The following is a 20,469-nucleotide window of genomic DNA, read 5'->3' on the forward strand; positions in this document are numbered from 1 at the left end:
GGGAAGGGAATCCATAGCGACCGAGCCCGTGAGTGGATCCCCTTCCCCCGCTACGCTTGGCCTGAGGATGACAACCTGTGCCGTTATGTCCGGGCTTGACCCGGCCATTCGTTTCTTACCGCGCGTCCTGTTTCGGCGATCCTGATGAATCGACACCGCCTGTCTGAGGGGCGCCCGAGGATGCGGTGCTGCCCGCGGGAATCGTTCCACCCGGCTGCAGTGGGGTCGAGATCCCGGATGGCGCGCGTGGCGGATGGACCGAGGAGAACCAGGTGTCGTCCGAAGGGCTCCCGCCCGCCGCTGGAGGCATCGCGCCGGCACCGTGAAGCAGCGCATCATCGCCCGAGGTCGATTCCTGTTGGCCACCCGTCCGGTATGTCCGAGCCTCGGGGGATGACCGTCTCATCGCGCTACGGCGGAATCGATCCGGGTCGCTTTCGAACCTGCCCCTCTCGGACAAGGGACGCGGTTCGGGATACCAGGGCTCCCCGCGCATCGGCCGGGTCTGCCGCGGGCGCGGGCGGTGAGAGCGGGTTGCGTTCCACAGGAGTGCGCCGGCCCCGATGGCAGCGAGGCCTGCGAGAACACCAAACACAGTCCCCGTGGGCAAGCCATAGCGGCTCGGCATCATGGCTTGCGGCATATGCCAGCGCTCCGCCTCATAGGACGCAATGCGCTCGCGCTCGTAGCGGCGCCACAAATGTTTGAGCTCTTCCGGCGAGAAAGCGCTGCGGGCGACGATCATCACGCCGTTTTCCTCGAGCGTGAAGGCATGCCGGATCGAGCCGGTGAGATCCTTGAAATCCGCCGCCCAATCGGCGCTGTTCTTGTCGGGGCGGGCGGCGAGCCGATCGAGCTCGCGCAGGATCTCATCCTGCTTGCCCTGAAGATCGGCCAGATAGGCCGCCGTGCGTTCGTGCCCGGACAGGGCCGGATAGAGCACGTTCTGCTGCGCTGCAATATGGCGCTCCAGTTCGTCCTGGAGGTCGGTGAAGAGTTCGGCACGGCTGTTCGGTCCGCTGCCCGTAGCGCGCAAAACCTCGCGGCAGAGCTCTTCGATATTCGCGTGATCCGCTACCACCATCTGCCACAATTCCATCGGAGGCCTCCTGTCATGCCTTGATATGCATGAACGGCCGGAGCGGATGGGCTGTTCCGTTGGCGATGGTCTTTGGCCCAACCTAATCCAAAAGACCTCCCGGCTCTAAAAAAAGCCCCAAAGGTGACAAGGATTGTGCACACTTGGTATGGACAAAAATGAAGCAGTGCCTTGCGCGGTTGGGGGTGCGAGGGTTACCCGAAGCTTCGAAAAAGAGCGTGAGTGACCGATGAACGTGCAGACCCCGCAAAACTTCGAGCCCGTGGCCCCGGCCTCGGTGAACCTGCCGACCTATGACGACGTCGTCACAGCGGCGTGGCGCATCAACGGGGTGGCCCATCGAACACCGGTTCTCACGTCCCGCACCGCCGATGAGCGCACCGGCGGCAGGCTGTTCTTCAAGGCTGAGAATTTCCAGCGTGGCGGCGCGTTCAAGTTCCGCGGCGCGTACAACGCCATCGCACGGCTGTCTCCCGACGCGAGGGAGCGCGGGGTTGTCGCGTTCTCCTCTGGCAACCATGCCCAAGCCATCGCCTATGCCGGGCAGTTGCAGAAGGTGCCGACCGTCATCATCATGCCCCAGGACGCGCCGGCCATGAAGGTCGCCGCCACCAAGGGCTATGGCGGCGAGGTGGTGCTCTACGACCGCTACAAGGAAGATCGCGAGGCCATCGGGCGCAAGCTTTCGCAGGAACGCGGCCTGACGCTCATCCCGCCCTACGACCACGAAGACGTAATCGCCGGCCAGGGCACTGCGACGAAAGAGCTGATCGAGGAGGTCGGCCCGCTCGACATGCTGCTCGTCTGCGTCGGCGGCGGCGGATTGCTCGCCGGTTCGGCCCTCGCCTCCAAGGCGCTCGCACCCGATTGCCGGATATACGGCGTCGAGCCGGAGGCCGGCAACGATGCGCAGCAATCCTTCCGCACGGGCTCCATCGTCAAGATTCCCGTGCCCGCCACCATCGCCGACGGCGCGCAGACGACCTATGTGGGCAACAAGACCTTTCCCATCATGCGCGCCCTCGTGGACGACATCCTCACTGTGTCGGATGCGCAATTGGTGGACGCTATGCGTTTCTTCGTCGAGCGCATGAAGATCGTGGTCGAGCCCACCGGTTGCCTCGCGGCTGCAGCCGCTGTCCACGGCGTCGTGCCCTGCAAGGGCAAACGCGTCGGCATCATCATCAGCGGCGGCAACGTGGATCCAAGGGCGCTCGCGGGATTCCTGGCGGGTTAGCCTTCCTTGTGAGCTTCTGCATCGATGTCATTCCCGGCCGGAAATGGCGCAGCCATCGGAAGGGAAGGGAATCCATGGCGCTCAACGTGTGCGTAGATCCCCTTCCCTCGCCTGCGGCTCGCCGGGGATGACACCCTCCACGTCATGGCAGTCCGCGGACTTGATCCGGGGATCAGCCCCGGCCATCCCGATCATGTGAAACGCCGCGCCTCGCCCCATCGAGATCACCGGTACAGGGCCGGTGATGACGGGGAGGATGTTGGATGCTCGCGTTGGAACATTGCACATCAAGGCCCGACACGCACGACGACGGCAATCCCATCGTGATCGCCGGTCGTGAGCTTGGGATTGCCGATCAGCGCGTTGCCGAGATCGACGAAGCGGCTCACCTCGTAGTCGGTATGCCGATCGAGACGCTGCGTGAAGTCGTCCCGTGCCCTGTTGAACGAACCATAGCTATGTGGCGGATCGCGGAACGGATCGATCTCCTCGCGGCTGAAGGCTGCGGTGAAGAGATAGCCCTGCTCGAATTCATGTGGGCCGAAGATGCGGCCGTGATTGTTGCTGACCTCGAAGAGATCGTTCGAGAAGGCATCATCCCTGCCCTGCGGCAGCTGCGGATAAAGCCGCCCGGCTATCGAGCCCTGGTAACCTGTCGAATGACCGAATCGGATGGGGTATCCGGCACGGGCGGCGGCGGTCAGCAGCCTCGTCTTCGCGTCATCGGCGGATGAGGCACCCTGATCGATGATGATGACGTTGATCGGCTCGCGCAGGTTCTTGCCCTCATAGATCTCGCCGAGCCAGTCGGAGGGCACTCCTTTCGCGGTCAGCATCCATTTACCGATGGCCGGCAGGCCTTCCGGCGTGGCGACATCACCATCGGGGCTCTGCTGCGCACGCGCGCCGAACGCAATCCCGCCTGTCAGCGCAGCATAGATGACGAAAAGCTTGATCAGGCCCTGTTCCATATGCCTTCTCCCGATGCGCTCTTCATAGCGGGAGCATCAGGAGAGCACGATCCGGCCCGCGAGACCATGGCTTTTCAGGTGGAGGCTTTTACCGCCAGAACCGCGTAGCGGTGTTGCGTTGCACGCTCGAGCCCCTTGAGCAGCGGCAGGTTCTTCGCCTGCGCACGATGGATTGGTTTGAGGTCACGGTCGATGACGATTTGCGCAAAGCCTGCTTCGCGCAGCAGCCCCGCCACCTCCTGCGCCCGCGCTCCCTTGGAAAAGTAGACACGACTCAGGATCCGCTCATGGGTTTCGCGCATGGCATTGGGCGCATGTGGATTTCCGGCGAGGCCCGGCACCAGCTTCTCGACGAACCGGATCATGCGCTTGACCAGCGTGTCCGATACGAAGTCGCCATCGACGATGAGAAGCCGCCCGCCCGGCTTGAGCAACGAATGCCATTCGCGGAAGGCCGCCTTCGGATCGACCAGCGTCCACACCAGATGGCGCGTGACGAGCACGTCGTAGCTATCCGGCTTTTCCAGGGTGCGCTCCGCATCACCCATGACGAAGCGGATATCGGCACCGCGCTTGGCCGCCTTGGTTCGCGCCTGGTTCAGCATCGCCTCCGACCAGTCGATTCCCGTGACGTCGAAGCCGAGACCGTGCAGCAGATGGGAAATGACACCCGTGCCGCTGGCGAGGTCGAGCGCTCTGCGGCCCTCACCCGTCCCGAGATGGCGCAGAAAAAGATCCCGCCACGCCTGCCGCTCCGCCTCCGTGAATATCTCGTGCCCGACCTGCTCGTCGAAGGTCGGCGCACGCAAAGACCAGTAGTCGCGGATCTCATCCCGGAGAGTGTAGTTCGAGTTCATCGAAGGACCGTGAATGCAGGTGATTTTCGGCGTTGCTCTAGGCACAAATCGGCGAGCCGTCAAATTATAATTCTTATAAACTATAGAATAGAATTATTATAAACTATGCCAATACTGATCCTCATTATAGTAATTCTAAAAGATATTCCTTGCGTGGCAACTATTGGAGACATAGGGAAGGCACGCTTTCCCTAGATGCGAGGCGCGTTATGCAACTCTCCAAACTGGCTTTCGGCGCCGCAATGGCGCTCGTCGGGCTCCTGCCCGTTCCCTCCCATGCGGCCGACAAGATCACGGTGACCGACATTACTGGTCGCCAAGTCGAGGTGAAAGCGCCTGTTGAGAAAGTAATCCTCGGAGAGGGGCGGCAGATGTATTTTGTCGCCACCCTCGACACGGATCAGCCCTTCAAGCGCGTGGTCGGCTGGCGCGACGATCTGCAGAAGGCCGATCTCGACGGCTACAAGGATTATCTCGCCAAGTATCCGCAGATCGACAAGATCCCGACCTTCGGCGGTTTCAAGGAGGGCACCTTCGACGTCGAGCAGGCCGTCTCGCTCAAGCCCGACGTGATTCTCCTCAACATCGAAGCGAAGACGGCGACCGACGACGCCAAGCTCATCGAGAAGCTCGCCAAGATCAACATCCCGGTCGTGTTCGTGGATTTCCGCGAGAAGCCATTCGAGAACACCGATGCGAGCATGCGCCTGATCGGCAAGCTGTTCGGCAAGGAGGCGCGCGCAGAGGAGTTCATCGCCTTCCGCAAGCAGCAGATTGATCTCGTGACCGAACGCCTCGCCAAGGCCAACCCGGCGAAGCCGGTGGTGATGGTGGAGCGTGCAGGCGGTTATTCCGACGATTGCTGCATGTCCTTCGGCAATGAGAATTTCGGCAAGTTTGTGGAAGTCGCAGGTGGCCAGAACCTCGCCGCCAAGATCATTCCCGGCACCTTCGGTGTCGTGAATCCCGAGCAGATCATAGCGTCCAATCCGGATCAGGTGATCGTCACGGGCTCGAACTGGGAACTCTATGTTCCCGGCGGCGCCTGGGTCGGCGTCGGCTCCGGCGCGGACAAGGCGAAGGCGCGAGAGAAGCTCGCCGCGCTGATGAAGCGTCCCGCCTACACTGGTGTGAAGGCCGTGAAGGACAACAAGGTCCACGCGATCTGGCACCAGTTCTACAACAGCCCCTACCAGTTCGTCGCCATCCAGGAGATGGCCAAGTGGCTGCACCCGGATCTGTTCAAGGACGTGGACCCTGAGCAGACCATGAAGACACTCTATGATCGCTTCCTGCCGGTTCCGTACAAGACCGGCTACTGGGTCTCCCTCACCGACAAGGAATAGGTCCTTGGCCCACTCGCCCGCCATCGCCATGCCTAAGGGACGCGGAGCTTACCGCGTCCTCGTCCAGCGCAAGAAGCTCGTGCTTCTTGCGCTGAGTCTCGTTCTGGTCCTCTCCGTGATCGCGGATCTCGGATTGGGGCCGGCCCGCTACTCCATGCGCGAAGTCGTGCTGGCGCTGATGGGTTCGCCCGATGTCTCGCTGCAGATCAGCGTGGTGATCTGGGACATCCGCATGCCCGTGGCGCTCATGGCGGTCGTGGTGGGTGCTGCGCTCTCCGCAGCGGGCGCGCAGATGCAGACTATCCTCAACAATCCGCTCGCCAGCCCCTTCACGCTCGGCATCTCGGCGGCAGCGAGCTTCGGCGCATCGGTCGCCCTCGTCTTCGGCGTCGGCTTTCTTCCGTGGGCCATCGATTACATCGTGTCGATCAATGCCCTGCTCATGGCCCTGGCGGCCGCCCTCTTCATCCATTTCATGAGCCAGAAGCGCGGCGTCACCGTCGAGACCATCGTGCTCCTCGGCATCACCCTCGTCTTCACCTTCAACGCACTCCTTGCGCTGGTACAGTATCTCGCCTCCGAGCAGGCGCTCGCTGCCGTGGTGTTCTGGACCATGGGCAGCCTGACCCGCGCCACATGGCCGAAGCTTGCGATCACCATGATCGTGCTTGCTGTTTCCCTTCCCCTTTTCATCCGTCGCGCCTGGGCGCTCACCGCCCTTCGCCTCGGCGAGGACAAGGCGGCGAGCTTTGGCATCAACGTGCGCTGGCTGCGGCTCGAGACAATGATGATCATCAGCCTGCTTGCCGCTGTGCCTGTCGCTTTTGTGGGCACCATTGGCTTTATCGGCCTGGTCGGTCCGCATATCGCGCGCATGCTGGTAGGCGAGGATCAGCGCTATTTCCTGCCGGCCTCCGTTCTGTCGGGTGCTGCGACCCTGTCGCTCACATCGGTCGTCAGCAAATCCATCGTGCCGGGAACGATCTTTCCCATCGGCATCATCACGGCGCTGGTCGGTGTGCCTTTCCTGTTCAGCCTGATCATGTCCAGCCGGAGGCGCTCATGGTAGCGACCCTGCAACTCACCGATGTCGGCGTTCGCTATGGCAAGCAGGAGGTTCTCTCCGGCGTCACCACGCCGGTGCTGAAGGGCGGCGAGGTCACCGCAGTCATCGGGCCGAACGCTGCCGGCAAGTCGAGCCTGTTCCGGCGCATCGCCGGCCTGCTCGACGGCCCTGGCAACATCCGCATCGACGACGCGGCGCTTCGGCCCGGCCCGAGCCATGTCTGCTACATGCCGCAGGACACTTCCGTAAATACGGTGCTGACCGTCTACGAGTCGATTCTGCTCGCCCGCAAGCAGGGCACGGCACGCAAGGTCACCGACGAAGATCTCGAAGAGGTCGATCGCGCCCTCCACAGCCTGCAGATCGAGCCCATCGCCTTCAAGGGCCTGCACGAACTCAGCGGCGGACAACGGCAACTGGTCTCGCTCGCCCAGGTGCTGGTGCGCGATCCCAAAATCCTGCTGCTCGACGAGCCGACAAGCGCGCTCGACCTGCACCGGCAGGTCGAGGTGCTGGCCCTGATCCGCTCCCTCGCAAAGAATCGCGGAATCTGCGTCATCCTCGCCATCCACGACCTCAACCAGGTTCTGCGCGTGGCCGACCGGGTGATGGTGATCGACGCCGGCACCATGGTGACCTGCGGCCCAGTGGAGACGGTCATCACCCCTACCCTGCTCCAGAACATCTACAAGGTGGAAGGCCGGATCGAGCAATGCTCGCGCCTGTGCCCCCACGTGATCATCGATGGGCCGCTCGGGCGGGCGTGAGCGTGCAAGGGGCAGGAGCAGCCAGTCAGACTGCGCCCCTAGTGGAATGATGCAGAGACGGTCTATCGCTTCTTGGATGCGGAGGCCTGGGTCGCTTTGAGGGTCGTTTCGACCTTGTCGAGCTTGTCCTCGATCTTATCGAGCTTCGTCAGGATCTGATAAAGCAGGTCCGGGACGACGCGGGCATAATCGACATTCTCGCGGGATGCTTTTGCCGTCGCCTGCATTGCCTCGATCAGTTCGCGCATCTCAGTTCGGCTCGCGACCACGGCGTCATTCGACGGCGCAGGACCAGTTTGGCCCACGGCTTGGGTCGTTGAGCCGAGGATCAGAAGCGAAGCGATTGTCACATAGCGCATGGTCAGGCTCCAGGAGGGTTTCGATAGAAGTCTCAAGATGTTGGTCGCAAAGTAAAGACTTTGTGGCGGGATGGGCAGGTCTTTGTTGAAAGAGTTGAACTCCAAGTCCAACGGGCGCCTTCATTGGCCACTACACCACTGGATGCATGTACTCACAACTGGGCCTATCGCAACACTCAATCGACCTCACTGTCGCGCCCGTGCAAATGTAAGCATCTCTTCATCCCTTGATGCCATACCCTGGGCATAACCTAGTTTCGCGAGGCCACTGCCATCATCGGCTGTCCCTGAACCGATAAGGAGATGTTTTTGCTGTCGCGACTTCATCACAGGCTTGCAGCCGCTCTTCTCGCTTTCACCTTCGGCATGTCCCATGCATCCGCCGCAGGTTCCGACCAGGCCGCAAAGGTGCGGCAGGCTGTCGATGAAGCGATGAAGCCGGTGATCGACCAATATGGAATTCCCGGACTGGCAGTCGCCGTGACAATCGACGGACAACGTCATTTCATCGAATATGGCGTGGCGTCGAAGAATCCACAGGTTCCGGTCACGCGCGATACGCTCTTCGAGCTGGGGTCGATCAGCAAGACCTTTACCGCGACTTTGGCGACCTATGCCGAGACCGAAGGCAAGCTGTCGCTGAACGATGCTGTCAGCCGACACATGCCCGAGTTGAAAGGAAGCGCTCTCGACAAGGTGCGGCTGCGCGATCTCGCGACGCATACCACTGGCGGCTTCCCGCTCCAATTGCCCGGGAACGTGAAGGACCAAAAGCAGCTCATCGCCTATTATCGCGCGTGGAAGCCCCAACACGCTCCTGGCACCTATCGCAGCTATGCCAACCCGAGCATCGGTCTTCTTGGCATCGTCACGGCAGGAGCGATGGGCGTAAGCTTCGAAACTCTGGCGGAGCGCCTGTTTCACGAACTCGGCTTGCGGCGAACCTATATCGACATTCCAGCAGCAGAGATGAAGTCATATGCCTGGGGTTACAACCGCGACGGCAAGTCCATCCGCGTCTCTCAAGCCCTGCTCGCGAATGAAGCCTATGGCGTGAAGTCGAACGCCGTCGACATGATCCGCTTTCTCGAGGTGAATATGGGCATCGGCTCCATGCCGACGAAGATTGCCCGCGCCGTCGACGCGACGCATATCGGATATTTCCGCTCAGGAGAACTGATCCAGGGCCTCATCTGGGAGCAATATCCCTATCCGGTCGCGCTGCCTCAGATCATCGCTGGCAACACGATGAACCAGAAAGTGCATCCGGCAACCGTGATCGATCCGCCCATGGCGCCGCGGCGAGACGTGATCATCAACAAGACCGGATCGACCAGCGGCTTCGGAGCCTATGTCGCCTTCATTCCCGAGAAGAAAATCGGCATCGTCATGCTGGCGAACAAGGGCTATCCCAACGAGGCGCGGGTAAAGGCGGCGCACCAGGTGCTTTCGCGTCTGACGGAATGAGCCGGTCGCAAAGGTTCGTGCATTGACGCGATGATCAGTGGCCGGGACGAAAGCCTTTGTTCATGGCTGCGTGTCATAACCATCGACATGACCTATTCCCGCGACACCAAAGCCACCTCCGAATTCACCGGCCAATCCGTCAGCACCTGGTCCGAGGAATGGCGGATCGAGACAGAGGCGCGCACCGTTCTCAAGATGTCCAAAGAGCAACGTGACATCTTCTTCAACGGACGGAAGGACGAGAACGGGCGGAGCATCGATCGCGGGGTGATCGGCATCCGTGGGCTGAAAGCAGCGGAAGAGATCAAGGCGACGATGGAGCGGCTGCAAGCCGTGCGCAGCAAGGCCAAGTAACGGATCTTATTCTCAGAGGTAGTCGACACTAGCAATAAAGAGAAAAGATAGCCATATAGAGAAAAGGGCCGCGCCCAGTCATTAAACGACCGTGTTCGCGACCCTTAAAACCGTATTTGCCCCTACGGCTGGCTCGACATAAATCATATATTACGCCGTATCAAGCCCCAATAGTTTGCAATTAACTCTTCAGTGGCGTCAGAATATCGCGGCTATTCTATTGACACGCCTCATTGGCGTCACGAACCGTCACAATTTGGCCAAATTACTCCACAAATAGATAGGGCCACCGACCTTCATATTTGCCCCTACGGGTCGGACCTTAAGCGCCCCTGAAAAGCGGGCGCTTTCTTTTTGGAAGATTCGGTCTCTCCGGCCAAAGACGTCACGACGATCCCTGTGGAGCGAAGAAGCAGATGATCGCCCTCGTCGTCGGCTCCTCGCAGATGTGGAATTTCGTATCCGGAGACATCTTGGCGTAGTCTCGCCCGATGAGGCGCCCGTCCCAGAGCCTCCAGCCTTCCGCCGTCTCGGTCACGGTTTCGCCCATGGCCTCGATCAGCTCGCGGCAATCATGATCGTCGCAGCACCAGGTCGGATACCAGCTATGGGCCGAGGCCGGCGCAGTGAGGAGCCAGCCTGCCACCACCAGTATCGTTCGCCGCCAGCCACCGGCCATCCAGGACAAGCCTTTCCCGAGGACCCCTCCCCGATTGACAAGCTCATCTTGGATCTTGGCCTGCGCTCGTCTGCGCGTCCAGTCCTCTATCAGACCATAAGATATTATTCCCCGACCTGCAGAAATGGCTCGACCTTGCCCTTGAGCTTGATGGTCATGGGATTGCCGAAGCGATCCTTGGCATTGCCCGCGGTCACGCGGATCCATCCCTCGCTGACACAATACTCGTCCACGTTGGTCTTCTCGGCCCCGTTGAAACGGATACCCACCCCTTTTGCGAGCAACTCCTCGTTGTAATAGGGGCTGTTCGGGTTTGAGGACAGGCGGTCGGGAAGCGCGTCGGTCATGCGAAAGTGTCTCCAGGACGGGTCATATGGGGCGGCAACCTACCCTCTCAGAATGCGAAAGCCAAATCCGGCTTACCTGACGTGACAAGCCTCTCGGGATGTCCTACTTTCGTTGAACCCTTCTAGGGTAACCAAGGTAATAACACGACAATCCGCGAGGAAGCGGAGGCAGATCAGGGAGATGGATTTGTCCGCAGCGACAGACGGGATTCACACCGATTTTTCAGAAGGCATGAGCTATGGGGACTATCTCCAGCTCGACACACTCCTCTCCGCGCAGATCCCCCTGACGGCCGAGCACGACGAACTCCTCTTCATCACCATCCATCAGGTGATGGAGCTCTGGCTGAAGCTCCTGAACCGGGAGCTCGATACGGCGCTGGCCCATATCCGGGCCGATGAACTGCAGCCCGCCTTCAAATGCACCGCGCGCATCAACCGGATTCAGGAGCAGCTGATTCAGGCCTGGACAGTGCTCTCGACCATGACACCCTCCGATTACCTGAGCTTCCGGCCGGCGCTCGGCAAATCCTCCGGCTTCCAGTCCTGGCAATACCGCCTCGTGGAGTTCAAGCTCGGTGCCAAAGATCCGATCAAGATGGCGCCGCACCGCCACCGGAGCGACCTTGCGGAGCAGCTCGATGCGGCCTATCGCTCGCCGAGCCTCTATGACGAGTCCTTACGCCTCCTAGCACGGCGCGGCTATGCGATTCCTGCGGAGGTCCTCGACCGCGACGTGACGCAGCCTTACACAGCCCATCCAGGCGTCGAAGCCATCTGGGAAGAAATCTACCGCCATGCGGGTGAGCATTTCGATCTCTACGAACTCGCCGAGGAACTCGTCGATCTCGAGGATGCTTTCCAGCAATGGCGCTTTCGGCACATGAAGACGGTGGAGCGCATCATCGGCATGCGCAGCGGCACGGGCGGCAGTTCCGGTGTGACCTATCTGCGCAAGGCGCTCGAGCGCTACTTCTTTCCCGAACTCTGGTCCGTGCGCGGCAAGCTTTGATGGAGCAGATGCGCTATGCTTGATCTTCGCTCGCATTTCTTCCGCTTCCTCAACACCGAGCCGGACCGCCTGCACTTTGCAGCCCACAGCCATCATCCCTGGCCGGATGTGACGCGAGACGCGCAGCTCCAGGCCTGGGACGATGCCGCCCGTCTCATCGACGACAAATGGGAGCATGTTCTAGGTCCTGTTTTGGAAGAGTTTCGCGGCCATGTGGCCGGGCACCTCAATCTGCCCGCCCCCTCGACTATCGCGGTTGCGCCGAACACCCATGAATTCCTGAAGCGCATTCTCTCATGCTTCCCCGCGGATCGCCCAATCCGCATTCTCACTTCGGACGGAGAATTTCATTCCTTCACGCGCCAGATCGCGCGTTTGGAGGAAGAACGGATCGTTGACGTCACGCGCGTGCCCTCCGAACCCTTCACAACTTTCGAGGACCGCTTCTTCACGGCTGCGCAGGAAGGCTACGATCTCGTTTTCGTCAGCCAGGTCTTCTTCAATTCAGGGTTCGCACCGGATGGGCGCCGGCTAGCGGAATGCGCCTGCGATGGCGCGATGATCGTGATCGACGGTTATCATGGTTTCATGGCGCGGCCGACGGATCTCGGCAGCATTGCGGAACGCGTATTCTACATCGCCGGCGGCTACAAATATGCGATGGCAGGCGAAGGAGCATGCTTCATGCACTGCCCGCCTGGATGGGGCCTGCGCCCGCGAGACACCGGCTGGTACGCGGCCTTCGGCAACCTCACCAATGCGCAGAACGGACAGGTCGGCTACAGCGACGATGCTTGGCGTTTCATGGGCGCGACTTTCGATCCCTCGGGTCTCTATCGCTTCAACGCAGTGATGCGCTGGCTCGCGGACGAGGGCATCACGCCCGGCATCATTCATGCACACGCCAAGGCGCTGCAGCAGCACTTCCTGCGTCGCGTCGGCGATTCAGCCCTGTTCGACCACGCCTCGCTCGTGGTGCCGGCCGACGAGATGCGGCGCGGTAATTTCCTCACCTTCCAGACGCCGGAGGCGCAGGCGATCTATCGCGACCTCGCGGAATTGCGCGCCGTGACCGACGTGCGTGGCCAACGCCTGCGCCTCGGCTTCGGCATCTATCAGACGGAAGAGGAAGTGGACGATCTCGTGCGGCGTATCGACGAGGCGGGCGCGCTGGAATCCCTCCCACCCAGCAGATCGTCGGCGGCTTGAAGAAGACAGCCATCCCCATTCGCCACCCCATCAAGCGCGCCGGGGGACGATGGAACATTATTGCTTATCCTGGATGATCTTGTTTCTCAGGCTTTTCGATTTGACATGACGCGGCACGGAGCAGAGCATTTGTCTCTGCTCTGGAGCATCGGACTCCACCTGAATGCCCCTGCTTCCGACGATCGCGTTGGACAGCCAGTTTCGGAGCCAGGACATGCCGGTCGACACGCACTACGCCAGAAGCGGCGACCTTCGGATCGCCTATCAGGTGGTCGGCCAGGGGCCGCTCGATCTGGTCTTCGTCCCAGGCTTCATCTCCAATCTCGATCTTTACTGGGAGGAGCCGAACATGGCTCACTTCCTCTCCCGCCTGAGTGCCTTCAGCCGTCTCATCCTCTTTGACAAGCGTGGCACCGGGCTCTCGGACCGTCTCGGGAACCTGCCGACGCTCGAAGAGCGCATGGACGACGTGCGCGCTGTCATGGACGCCGTGGGCAGCAAGAGAGCCGCTCTCTTCGGCATCTCCGAGGGAGGTGCAATGAGCATGCTTTTTGCGGCAACCTATCCTGAACGGACACAGGCCCTGATCCTCTATGGCACCTATGCTGATTTCCATACATGGGTGCTGCCGCCCGAACGTTTCGAGCAGTTGCTGGCGAAGATCGACCAGTCCTGGGGGCAGGGTGAAAGTCTCAGCACCTTCGCACCGACGAAGATGACGGACGAGCGCTTCAAGCAATGGTGGGCCCGCTTCGAGCGGTTGGGCGCCAGCCCCTCGGCCGTCATCACGCTCATGCGGATGAACAGCCAGATTGACGTGCGTCATATCCTGCCGGTGATCCGCGTGCCAACGCTCGTCCTGCATCGCGCGGGCGATACACGGGTCAATGTGGAGGGAGGCCGCTATCTCGCAGCCAACATCGCAGGAGCGCAATATGTCGAGTTTCCCGGCATCGATCATGTGATGTGGGCTGGAAACGTGAATCCGCTAGCCGACGAAATCGAGGAGTTCCTCACCGGCATGCATAGCGCGAGCGAACCGGACCGCGTGCTGGCTACCGTTTTGTTTACGGACATCGTGGATTCCACCGGGAAAGCAGAAGCAATGGGCGACCGCGACTGGCGCGCGCTCCTTAGCGAACACGACCGGATCGTCCGCAACGCCATCGACCGTTATCGAGGACGGGAGATCAAGACGCTCGGCGATGGGTTTCTGGCGACCTTCGACGGTCCCGCTCGCGCCGTGCGATGTGCGAGCGCGATCATCGATGCGCTGTATCCCTTGAGCCTAAATGTCCGATGTGGCGTCCATACCGGCGAGATCGAGATGAAGGGCGACGACATCGGCGGCATTGCGGTTCACATCGCGGCCCGGATCGCCTCCCAGGCAGATGGCGGCAACGTTCTGGTCTCGCGGACGGTACGTGATCTTGTCGCCGGATCCGATCTGCCGCTGGAGGAAAGAGGCGATTTTGCACTCAAGGGATTGAGTGAGCGCATGCCGCTCTATGCCGTTTCAACTCTTAAGGGAACGGGAATGCACACTTGATCTCGCGGCAGCTCGGACCGCCGCGGCAGCGCTTGGCAGGTGGGAGAACATGCAGGAGCCGACTTCAGTGCCACGAACGCATCTGTGGAAGCCCATGCTGATCGATCCGCGCCTTGGCGATGCTGAGGATGACATCGCGAGCACCAACAGCCGATCCCTTGTTGCCATCGGCGGACGGCTTCTCGCGGAAATCAGCCTTCCGAAGCTCTTTCTCGCCTGGATCATGCTGATCGGTCTTCCTGCCATCCTCCTCGGGCTTGCGCCGTTGGTCATTCTGGGCTGGGCGACCACAATATCTGCGCAGGTCGCGACTGCGTTGGCGGGCTTCTGGTCCCTGCTGATCCTCGGTGGCCTCCTCATTCTGGCGTGGATCGGCGGCAAGCCTGTGTTGCGCGCGGCCGAACAGAGCTTCTGGTCCCTCAATGCACTGGCCGTTCAGCCCATCTACGCGCTGTTTCGGGAAGGGTTGCGGCACATCATCGGCAAGCTCGGTCCGGATCTCAGGCCCCGTCGGCACACACATCTTTATGCCATCGCGGCAGTCGGGGGCGGCATCCTGGTGAGCGCCTTGTCCTTTTGGTTCGTCACCCTTGCATGGCCCGCGTCGCGCTGGGTCGGTGAAGCGGGAGACGTCCTGACACCGCACCAGCTGATCGTCCCTGCCCTCGCCAATGCCGTGGTCATCGTCGGATGCTATGTCATGGGAGCTGCCCTGGTGTGGGCGATTGCCGATGCTGCGCTGGGACGGCCAGCCGATCTCATGGTCTTTTCCGATATGCCATCGGAGGCTCGATCCTGGCGCGTCGCACATCTGTCCGATCTCCATGCAGTTGGAGAGCAATACGGCTTCCGGATCGAAAGCGGCCGGATAGGACCTCAGGGCAACGAGAGAATGCGCCGTGTCTTCGATCGGCTGGAGGCATTGCACACAGAACATCCTCTGGACCTTGTCTTGATCACCGGCGACATGACGGATGCCGGCCGGTCGGCGGAATGGGCGGAGTTCATGGACATCGTCGCGGTCTATCCTGGACTTGCCGAGCGCACACTGATCCTTCCCGGAAACCATGACGTGAATGTCGTCGACCGCGCCAATCCCGCCCGACTCGAGCTGCCGACAAGTCCCGGGAAACGCCTTCGCCAATTGCGCACTCTCTCCGCCATCGAGGCTCTGCATGGAGACAGAATCTTCTGCTTCGATTCCGAGGCCGGACGCCTCGGCCCCACGCTCACGGAAAGGCTGGCGCCCTACAGAGACGACATCGAGGCCTTTGCCGATACAGGAGGAATCCGCCAATCTCTACGGCTGGCTCAGATCTGGGACGATGTGTTCCCCCTGATCCTTCCACCGAAGACAGATGACGGGATCGGCGCGGTGCTTCTCAACTCGAACGCCGAGGCGCATTTTTCCTTCACGAATGCCCTTGGCATCATATCTGTGCTTCAGGCGCAGGACCTTATCTCGGCTATGGAGCGATATCCGCATGCCGGCTGGATCGTCGCACTCCACCACCATCTCGTGGAATATCCGACGCCGGCGAAGGCATTCTCAGAGCGCGTTGGGACGGCTCTCATCAACGGCTCCTGGTTCGTCAGGCAGCTCCGTCCCTTCGCCGAAAGGCTGGTGGTGTTCCACGGCCACCGGCATACCGAATGGATCGGGCAATGCGGAGGCGTTCGGATCGTCTCCGCCTCCTCTCCCGTGATGAACCCGGTACAGAGTGGCAGCGTTTCCTTCTTCGTTCATACCCTCGCGGTCGGTGGCGGCGAGTTGAAGCTCGCGGCACCCGAGCGCGTGAAGGTCAACCTTCCGGATGAGAATGGTCAGGAATCGGCTGGTCCTCCTCCTCCGGTGGACCGAGCTGGATCGCCACCCATCGCGTCGATGGATCCTGAGCACAGAAGGTGAGAACGGCAATCGTGATCGGGAGACCGATAAAGGTTCCCGGCAAGCCCCATAGGAACGTCCAGAGAAAGATCGAGAACAGCACGACAAAGGGCGACATGGCGAGCACACTGCCGGACAGTCGCGGCTCGATATAGCTTCCAACCACGAACTGAATCACATTCAGGCAGGCGAAAACCACGATGACCGCCTGCCACGTGTCGAATTCGACCATCGCGAGCAGAGTCGGAAACAGAGTCGCGATGAAAGGGCCGATGAACGGAATGTAGTTCAACGTGAAGGCAATGACGCCCCATTCCTGCGCCAGCGGCAGGCCGAAGACCACGGCGAAGGCCCAGACGAGTGCGCCGGTGAGAATGCTCATCAGAGTTCGCACCACCATGTAGTGCCTGATCTTCACCGCCGTCTCCTTGCTTCCAGCGAGCAAGACCCGCGCGATACGATGGTTCGGCAGAGTTTCGATCTTCCTGGCTGTTCCCTCCACCTCGAGCAATCCGAGGATGACGTAAACGAGAACGACGAGCCAGAAGCTCAAGGTCGTGTTCACCTGGCCGGTGAGCTTCTGCATAAGGCCTACGATCCAGCTGATGTTGAAGTGATCAGCCCAGAGGCTCGCCACAGCAATCCCCTGCTCCTCGAGCCAGAGCGCCAATTGATTGTATAGCGCTTGGAACCGGCTCATGTTGATGAGGATCCAACGCCCGACGCGACCGAAGGCCCAGACGGTGAGCCAGGCAAAGCCGCTGAACGCCATCACGAGCACCAGAACACTGATCGCCAAGGCGATGAGGCGAGGAACGTAGGTCTGGAGACGGAATTGCAGCGGCCAGACGACGGCGATCAGGAACAGCGCGAAGGCAACCGGAGCGATCACCCCCTCGGCGACATAGATCGCGCCAAGAAAAGCCAGGATCACGAGCGTGATCAAAGCCCAATGCGTCAGGCCAAAGTCAGAGGGTACGCGATGCGCTTCTTCCAAGGGAGCTTGAGGCCGATCCACGTCGTCTCTCCCGATTGCTTTGGCATCTGAGAACAGCGGCTCGATCGGTTGCCACCTGTCGCCATCGGCCCTGCGTCGACGTCAAAGAATGACAGGTCCTGGCTCCCGATCGCAGGTCGGAAGACGATCTGATCCCATCAGCAACTCAAGATTAATTCCTTGTCAAGACATAGAAAAGAGACCATAATCCGCACACTTAACGATCCGCATGAGGGTTTTTCCCCTGGGAGACTATGTTTTCTCCTTATATGATCCTTGTTCCCATTTTAGAATTCCAAGCCGTTTGCGAAAGACAACTGAAGTAGGTTCACCGGTGCCGATTATTGCTGGCAACCGGCCAGTTAAAGTAGCTGTGTGTCTTTCTCCTGTAGTGGAGCTCTGTCGGCTCAAGGGCTGGATATGACGAGCAGCACGGAAGTGGCGTCGAAAACCGTCATGCAGCGGTTTCTCGACGGTGTCGAACGCGTGGGGAACATGGTTCCCCATCCTGTGGTCATTTTTCTGATCCTCATCGGCATCGTCATCGTGCTCTCGGCAGTGCTCAGCCTGTTCGGAGCGACCATCTCCTTCGAACGCATCAACCCGGACACGCATCAGGTCGAGACCGCTACCACGGGCATACGCAGTCTGCTGACCACGGACGGCATCCGCTTCATGTATTCGTCGCTGATCCCGAACTTCATGAGCTTCACGGCGGTCGGACTCATGATTGTCGCCATGATCGGCGCCGGAGTGGCAGAAGAGTCCGGTCTGGTTACCGCGCTGATCCGCAAGCTCGTCATCGTATCGCCGGACTGGGCGCTGACTTATATTCTATCCTTCGTCGGAATCCTCTCCAGCATCGCGGCCGACGCTGGCTATCTGGTCCTGATTCCGCTCGCAGGCATAGCCTATCTGGCCGTCGGACGGCATCCTCTAGCCGGCCTCGCGCTTGGTTTCGCGGCCGTGGCAGCCGCTTTTACCGTCAACATGCTGATCAAGCCTCTCGACGCTGTTCTCGTCGAATTCACCAATGACGCGGCCCATCTTGTCGATCCCAACCGCTCCATCGGCCTCGCCTCGAATCTATGGTTCTCAATCGCCTCAGTGCTGTTCCTCACCGTTATCATCGCCTTCATTACCGACCGCATGATCGCACCGCGCCTGGGGACATACGATCCGAATCTGGCAGCGGATGGAACCACGACGGAGCAGAGCGCCGAACTTTCAGAGCAAGAGTCGCGCGGCCTGCGTTTCGCCGGCATTGGGATGCTCGGGCTGATCGCGGTCTTCTGCCTCCTCACCATTCCCTCGGGTGCACCGCTGCGGAATCCCGAGACCAGTGAGCTCATCGGCAACTCGCCCTTCATGAATGGGCTGATTGCACTGATCATGCTGATGTTCCTCGTCACGGGCTGGGCCTACGGCATCGGCGCCGGCACTCTCAGGACACTGACCGAGGTGATCGCCGCGATCGAGAAGTCGGTCACGAGTCTGGGCGGTACGATCTTCCTGTTTTTCGTCCTGAGCCAGTTCGTCGCCTATTTCACCTATACCAACATGGGCACAGTGATGGCGCTCAGCCTGTCGGGCGCTTTGCAGGCAGCCAATATCGGCGCACTGCCGCTGCTGCTCGGCTTCATCGTCGTCGTCGCGATCATCGACCTGCTGCTGACCGGCGCAATTGCCAAATGGGCGATTTTCGCCCCGGTCTTCGTGCCGTTGCTCATGAAGCTCGGAGTTGAGCCAGAGGCTGTGCTCGCGGCCTATCGCGTCGGTGACTCGCCGATGAATGCGATCACGCCTCTGAACGCCTATTTCGCGCTCGTTGTCGGGTTCGCGCAGAAATACGACCGGTCCGCGGGCGTCGGCACCGTCGTGTCGCTGATGCTCCCCTACGTCGTGTGGATCTTCATTCTCTGGACCGCCCTCTTCGCCATCTGGCAGATGCTCGGGCTCCCCTGGGGGCTGTGAGCTGATGCCAAAGGTCGTCCGCCCATGCCGGGATGAGGCAACCGCAAGCAACGGAATGAGACGATGAGCAGCTCTGCAATTCCCCTCGATATCGCCGCCGCGGAAGATCACCTGATGCGGTTTCTGTCCGTTGAAGGCGTGACCGGGCAGGAAGCCAAGATCGCTGCGGCCGTCTCCGATGCGCTCAAGAAGGCAGGCGTGCCGGCTTCTGCGATCCGCTTCGATGAAGTCAACAAGCGCATTCCCGTCCCGACGGAAACGGGAAACCTGATCGTCGATCTGCCTGGAACCCGGCCCGGCCCGCATCTGCTGTTTTCGACCCATCTCGACACGGTTCCTCTCTGCGCCGGTGCCAAGCCACGGCGTGAAGGCGACCGCATCGTCTCAGACGGCACCACCGCTCTCGGTGGCGACAACCGCACCGGATGTGCGATCCTCGTCGTCCTTGCTGAGACGCTCCTGAAGCACAACCTACCGCACCCGCCGATTACGCTGCTCTTCACGGTGCGTGAGGAAAGCGGCCTGCACGGTGCGCGCGAGCTCGATCCTGCCGATCTCGGCGCCGCGGTGATGTGCATCAACGTCGATGGCCAGGACCCGTCCGATCTGATTGTCGGTGCGGTCGGCCAGGAGAACTGGGAGGTCGAGATCAAAGGCAAGGCCTCGCATGCGGGTGTGGCGCCCGAAAAGGGCATCTCCGCGACGCTGGTCGGCGCCGTCGCCCTGACCGAGGCGAAGCGCGAAGGGTGGTTCGGCAAGGTGGTGAAGACCGACGGCAAGGGGACGAGCAATGTCGGAATCTTCGGCGGCAAGGATGGCAAGGCCGCAGGCGATGCGACGAATGTCGTGACCGACTACGTTTACATCAAAGGAGAAGCCAGAAGCCCGACATCCGCCTTTGCCACGGCCATCGCGAAAGGATTCGAAGGGGCCTTCCAGAAGGCCCGGGAAGCGGTGAAGGACCATGAGGGCGACATGGCCGGGGTGGCTTTCACGCACAAGCCGTCCTATCCGCCGTTCAATCTGGATGAGAGCGCCCCTGTGGTGCGGCGCGCCACCAAGGCGATGACCATGCTCGGTCTCAAGCCCAACTACCTGTTCTCGAATGGCGGCCTCGATGCCAATTGGCTCGACAAGCACGGCGTCCCCACCGTCACCATCGGCGCCGGCCAGGCAGAGATTCACACTATCAAGGAATACGTGAACCTGCCGGAATTCGCGACGGGATGCCGCCTCGCGCTGCTGTTAGCCACGATCGAGGACTAGGTGAGTGTCGACATCGCTCCAATCG

Annotated in this window: 19 protein-coding genes; 12 read left to right on the forward strand and 7 right to left on the reverse strand. The window is 60.8% G+C overall.

Features of this window, described 5'->3' with window-relative positions; genetic code table 11:
• Window positions 1–115: 115 nt before the first annotated feature.
• Window positions 116–1,099 carry a hemerythrin domain-containing protein gene (locus tag JO965_RS20270; protein WP_203440801.1) on the reverse strand — a complete coding sequence of 328 codons (984 nt, stop codon included), beginning with the start codon at window positions 1,097–1,099 and terminating at the stop codon, window positions 116–118.
• A 229-nt stretch (window positions 1,100–1,328) separates the two neighbouring features.
• On the opposite strand from JO965_RS20270, the gene JO965_RS20275 reads away from it, so the two are divergent.
• Window positions 1,329–2,336 carry a threo-3-hydroxy-L-aspartate ammonia-lyase gene (locus tag JO965_RS20275; protein ID WP_203440802.1) on the forward strand — a complete coding sequence of 336 codons (1,008 nt, stop codon included), beginning with the start codon at window positions 1,329–1,331 and terminating at the stop codon, window positions 2,334–2,336.
• Between the two features lie 287 nt (window positions 2,337–2,623).
• Here the strand turns inward: JO965_RS20275 and JO965_RS20280 are convergent, their stop codons facing one another.
• Both JO965_RS20280 and JO965_RS20285 read right to left on the reverse strand, forming a co-directional pair.
• A complete protein-coding gene (locus tag JO965_RS20280) occupies window positions 2,624–3,307 on the reverse strand; it encodes a hypothetical protein (protein ID WP_203440803.1) in 684 nt (227 codons plus the stop codon).
• A gap of 74 nt (window positions 3,308–3,381) precedes the next feature.
• Window positions 3,382–4,164 carry a class I SAM-dependent methyltransferase gene (locus tag JO965_RS20285; protein WP_203440804.1) on the reverse strand — a complete coding sequence of 261 codons (783 nt, stop codon included), beginning with the start codon at window positions 4,162–4,164 and terminating at the stop codon, window positions 3,382–3,384.
• 242 nt (window positions 4,165–4,406) lie between these two features.
• On the opposite strand from JO965_RS20285, the gene JO965_RS20290 reads away from it, so the two are divergent.
• From JO965_RS20290 to JO965_RS20300, 3 genes are read left to right on the forward strand one after another with little or no spacing between them, the layout of a single operon-like run.
• On the forward strand, window positions 4,407–5,510 hold the full coding sequence (locus JO965_RS20290) for an ABC transporter substrate-binding protein (RefSeq protein WP_246776911.1): 1,104 nt from the start codon (window positions 4,407–4,409) through the stop codon (window positions 5,508–5,510).
• A gap of 28 nt (window positions 5,511–5,538) precedes the next feature.
• The gene (locus JO965_RS20295) at window positions 5,539–6,579 is read left to right on the forward strand and encodes a FecCD family ABC transporter permease (RefSeq protein WP_371826891.1); all 1,041 of its coding nucleotides are present in this window, start codon (window positions 5,539–5,541) and stop codon (window positions 6,577–6,579) included.
• Window positions 6,573–7,343, forward strand: a complete 771-nt coding sequence (locus JO965_RS20300) for an ABC transporter ATP-binding protein (protein WP_203440807.1) — start codon at window positions 6,573–6,575, stop codon at window positions 7,341–7,343. Before JO965_RS20295 ends, JO965_RS20300 begins: the two co-directional genes overlap by 7 nt.
• Before the next feature lie 62 nt (window positions 7,344–7,405).
• Here the strand turns inward: JO965_RS20300 and JO965_RS20305 are convergent, their stop codons facing one another.
• Window positions 7,406–7,702, reverse strand: a complete 297-nt coding sequence (locus JO965_RS20305; protein ID WP_203440808.1) for a hypothetical protein — start codon at window positions 7,700–7,702, stop codon at window positions 7,406–7,408.
• A 366-nt stretch (window positions 7,703–8,068) separates the two neighbouring features.
• Here JO965_RS20305 and ampC point away from each other — a divergent pair, with 366 nt between their 5' ends.
• Window positions 8,069–9,169 carry a class C beta-lactamase gene (ampC, locus tag JO965_RS20310; protein ID WP_371826892.1) on the forward strand — a complete coding sequence of 367 codons (1,101 nt, stop codon included), beginning with the start codon at window positions 8,069–8,071 and terminating at the stop codon, window positions 9,167–9,169.
• 87 nt (window positions 9,170–9,256) lie between these two features.
• Complete coding sequence (locus JO965_RS20315; RefSeq protein ID WP_203440810.1) at window positions 9,257–9,523, forward strand: hypothetical protein; 267 nt, start codon at window positions 9,257–9,259, stop codon at window positions 9,521–9,523.
• Window positions 9,524–9,908: 385 nt separating this feature from the next.
• Here JO965_RS20315 and JO965_RS20320 read toward each other — a convergent pair whose 3' ends face one another.
• A complete protein-coding gene (locus JO965_RS20320) occupies window positions 9,909–10,211 on the reverse strand; it encodes a hypothetical protein (RefSeq protein WP_203440811.1) in 303 nt (100 codons plus the stop codon).
• Window positions 10,212–10,306: 95 nt separating this feature from the next.
• Window positions 10,307–10,549, reverse strand: a complete 243-nt coding sequence (locus tag JO965_RS20325; protein WP_203440812.1) for a DUF3297 family protein — start codon at window positions 10,547–10,549, stop codon at window positions 10,307–10,309.
• Between the two features lie 181 nt (window positions 10,550–10,730).
• Here JO965_RS20325 and kynA point away from each other — a divergent pair, with 181 nt between their 5' ends.
• The 4 genes from kynA (at window position 10,731) to JO965_RS20345 (ending at window position 16,228) form a co-directional block, all read left to right on the forward strand.
• On the forward strand, window positions 10,731–11,561 hold the full coding sequence (gene kynA / locus JO965_RS20330) for a tryptophan 2,3-dioxygenase (RefSeq protein ID WP_203440813.1): 831 nt from the start codon (window positions 10,731–10,733) through the stop codon (window positions 11,559–11,561).
• Window positions 11,562–11,576: 15 nt separating this feature from the next.
• Window positions 11,577–12,770 carry an aminotransferase class V-fold PLP-dependent enzyme gene (locus tag JO965_RS20335; RefSeq protein ID WP_203440814.1) on the forward strand — a complete coding sequence of 398 codons (1,194 nt, stop codon included), beginning with the start codon at window positions 11,577–11,579 and terminating at the stop codon, window positions 12,768–12,770.
• Between the two features lie 214 nt (window positions 12,771–12,984).
• Entirely contained in the window at window positions 12,985–14,319 is a 1,335-nt protein-coding gene (locus JO965_RS20340) for an adenylate/guanylate cyclase domain-containing protein (protein ID WP_203440815.1), read from the forward strand.
• A gap of 67 nt (window positions 14,320–14,386) precedes the next feature.
• Window positions 14,387–16,228, forward strand: coding sequence for a metallophosphoesterase (locus JO965_RS20345; protein WP_371826809.1), 1,842 nt, complete (start codon window positions 14,387–14,389; stop codon window positions 16,226–16,228).
• On the opposite strand, the gene JO965_RS20350 is transcribed toward JO965_RS20345, so the two are convergent.
• A complete protein-coding gene (locus tag JO965_RS20350; RefSeq protein ID WP_203440817.1) occupies window positions 16,122–17,225 on the reverse strand; it encodes an AI-2E family transporter in 1,104 nt (367 codons plus the stop codon). The two genes, JO965_RS20345 and JO965_RS20350, sit on opposite strands and share 107 nt — an antisense overlap.
• Before the next feature lie 399 nt (window positions 17,226–17,624).
• Between JO965_RS20350 and JO965_RS20355 the strand changes: the two genes are divergently transcribed.
• On the forward strand, window positions 17,625–19,178 hold the full coding sequence (locus tag JO965_RS20355) for an AbgT family transporter (protein WP_203440818.1): 1,554 nt from the start codon (window positions 17,625–17,627) through the stop codon (window positions 19,176–19,178).
• Window positions 19,179–19,241: 63 nt separating this feature from the next.
• Window positions 19,242–20,444, forward strand: a complete 1,203-nt coding sequence (locus tag JO965_RS20360; protein WP_203440819.1) for a M20/M25/M40 family metallo-hydrolase — start codon at window positions 19,242–19,244, stop codon at window positions 20,442–20,444.
• Window positions 20,445–20,469: the final 25 nt, after the last annotated feature.

It is taken from the genome of Microvirga sp. VF16 (assembly GCF_016864375.1).
In the GTDB taxonomy this organism is placed as follows: Bacteria; Pseudomonadota; Alphaproteobacteria; order Rhizobiales; family Beijerinckiaceae; genus Microvirga.

What these genes read in the sequence shown, in the direction of transcription:
- JO965_RS20305 (WP_203440808.1), bottom strand. Translation starts at nt 7,702, where the DNA reads ATGCGCTATGTGACAATCGCTTCGCTTCTGATCCTCGGCTCAACGACC.
- JO965_RS20285 (WP_203440804.1), bottom strand. Translation starts at nt 4,164, where the DNA reads ATGAACTCGAACTACACTCTCCGGGATGAGATCCGCGACTACTGGTCT.
- JO965_RS20315 (WP_203440810.1), top strand. Translation starts at nt 9,257, where the DNA reads ATGACCTATTCCCGCGACACCAAAGCCACCTCCGAATTCACCGGCCAA.
- JO965_RS20335 (WP_203440814.1), top strand. Translation starts at nt 11,577, where the DNA reads ATGCTTGATCTTCGCTCGCATTTCTTCCGCTTCCTCAACACCGAGCCG.
- ampC (WP_371826892.1), top strand. Translation starts at nt 8,069, where the DNA reads ATGTCCCATGCATCCGCCGCAGGTTCCGACCAGGCCGCAAAGGTGCGG.
- kynA (WP_203440813.1), top strand. Translation starts at nt 10,731, where the DNA reads ATGGATTTGTCCGCAGCGACAGACGGGATTCACACCGATTTTTCAGAA.
- JO965_RS20275 (WP_203440802.1), top strand. Translation starts at nt 1,329, where the DNA reads ATGAACGTGCAGACCCCGCAAAACTTCGAGCCCGTGGCCCCGGCCTCG.
- JO965_RS20355 (WP_203440818.1), top strand. Translation starts at nt 17,625, where the DNA reads ATGACGAGCAGCACGGAAGTGGCGTCGAAAACCGTCATGCAGCGGTTT.
- JO965_RS20340 (WP_203440815.1), top strand. Translation starts at nt 12,985, where the DNA reads ATGCCGGTCGACACGCACTACGCCAGAAGCGGCGACCTTCGGATCGCC.
- JO965_RS20325 (WP_203440812.1), bottom strand. Translation starts at nt 10,549, where the DNA reads ATGACCGACGCGCTTCCCGACCGCCTGTCCTCAAACCCGAACAGCCCC.
- JO965_RS20360 (WP_203440819.1), top strand. Translation starts at nt 19,242, where the DNA reads ATGAGCAGCTCTGCAATTCCCCTCGATATCGCCGCCGCGGAAGATCAC.
- JO965_RS20290 (WP_246776911.1), top strand. Translation starts at nt 4,407, where the DNA reads ATGGCGCTCGTCGGGCTCCTGCCCGTTCCCTCCCATGCGGCCGACAAG.
- JO965_RS20270 (WP_203440801.1), bottom strand. Translation starts at nt 1,099, where the DNA reads ATGGAATTGTGGCAGATGGTGGTAGCGGATCACGCGAATATCGAAGAG.
- JO965_RS20295 (WP_371826891.1), top strand. Translation starts at nt 5,539, where the DNA reads ATGCCTAAGGGACGCGGAGCTTACCGCGTCCTCGTCCAGCGCAAGAAG.
- JO965_RS20300 (WP_203440807.1), top strand. Translation starts at nt 6,573, where the DNA reads ATGGTAGCGACCCTGCAACTCACCGATGTCGGCGTTCGCTATGGCAAG.
- JO965_RS20280 (WP_203440803.1), bottom strand. Translation starts at nt 3,307, where the DNA reads ATGGAACAGGGCCTGATCAAGCTTTTCGTCATCTATGCTGCGCTGACA.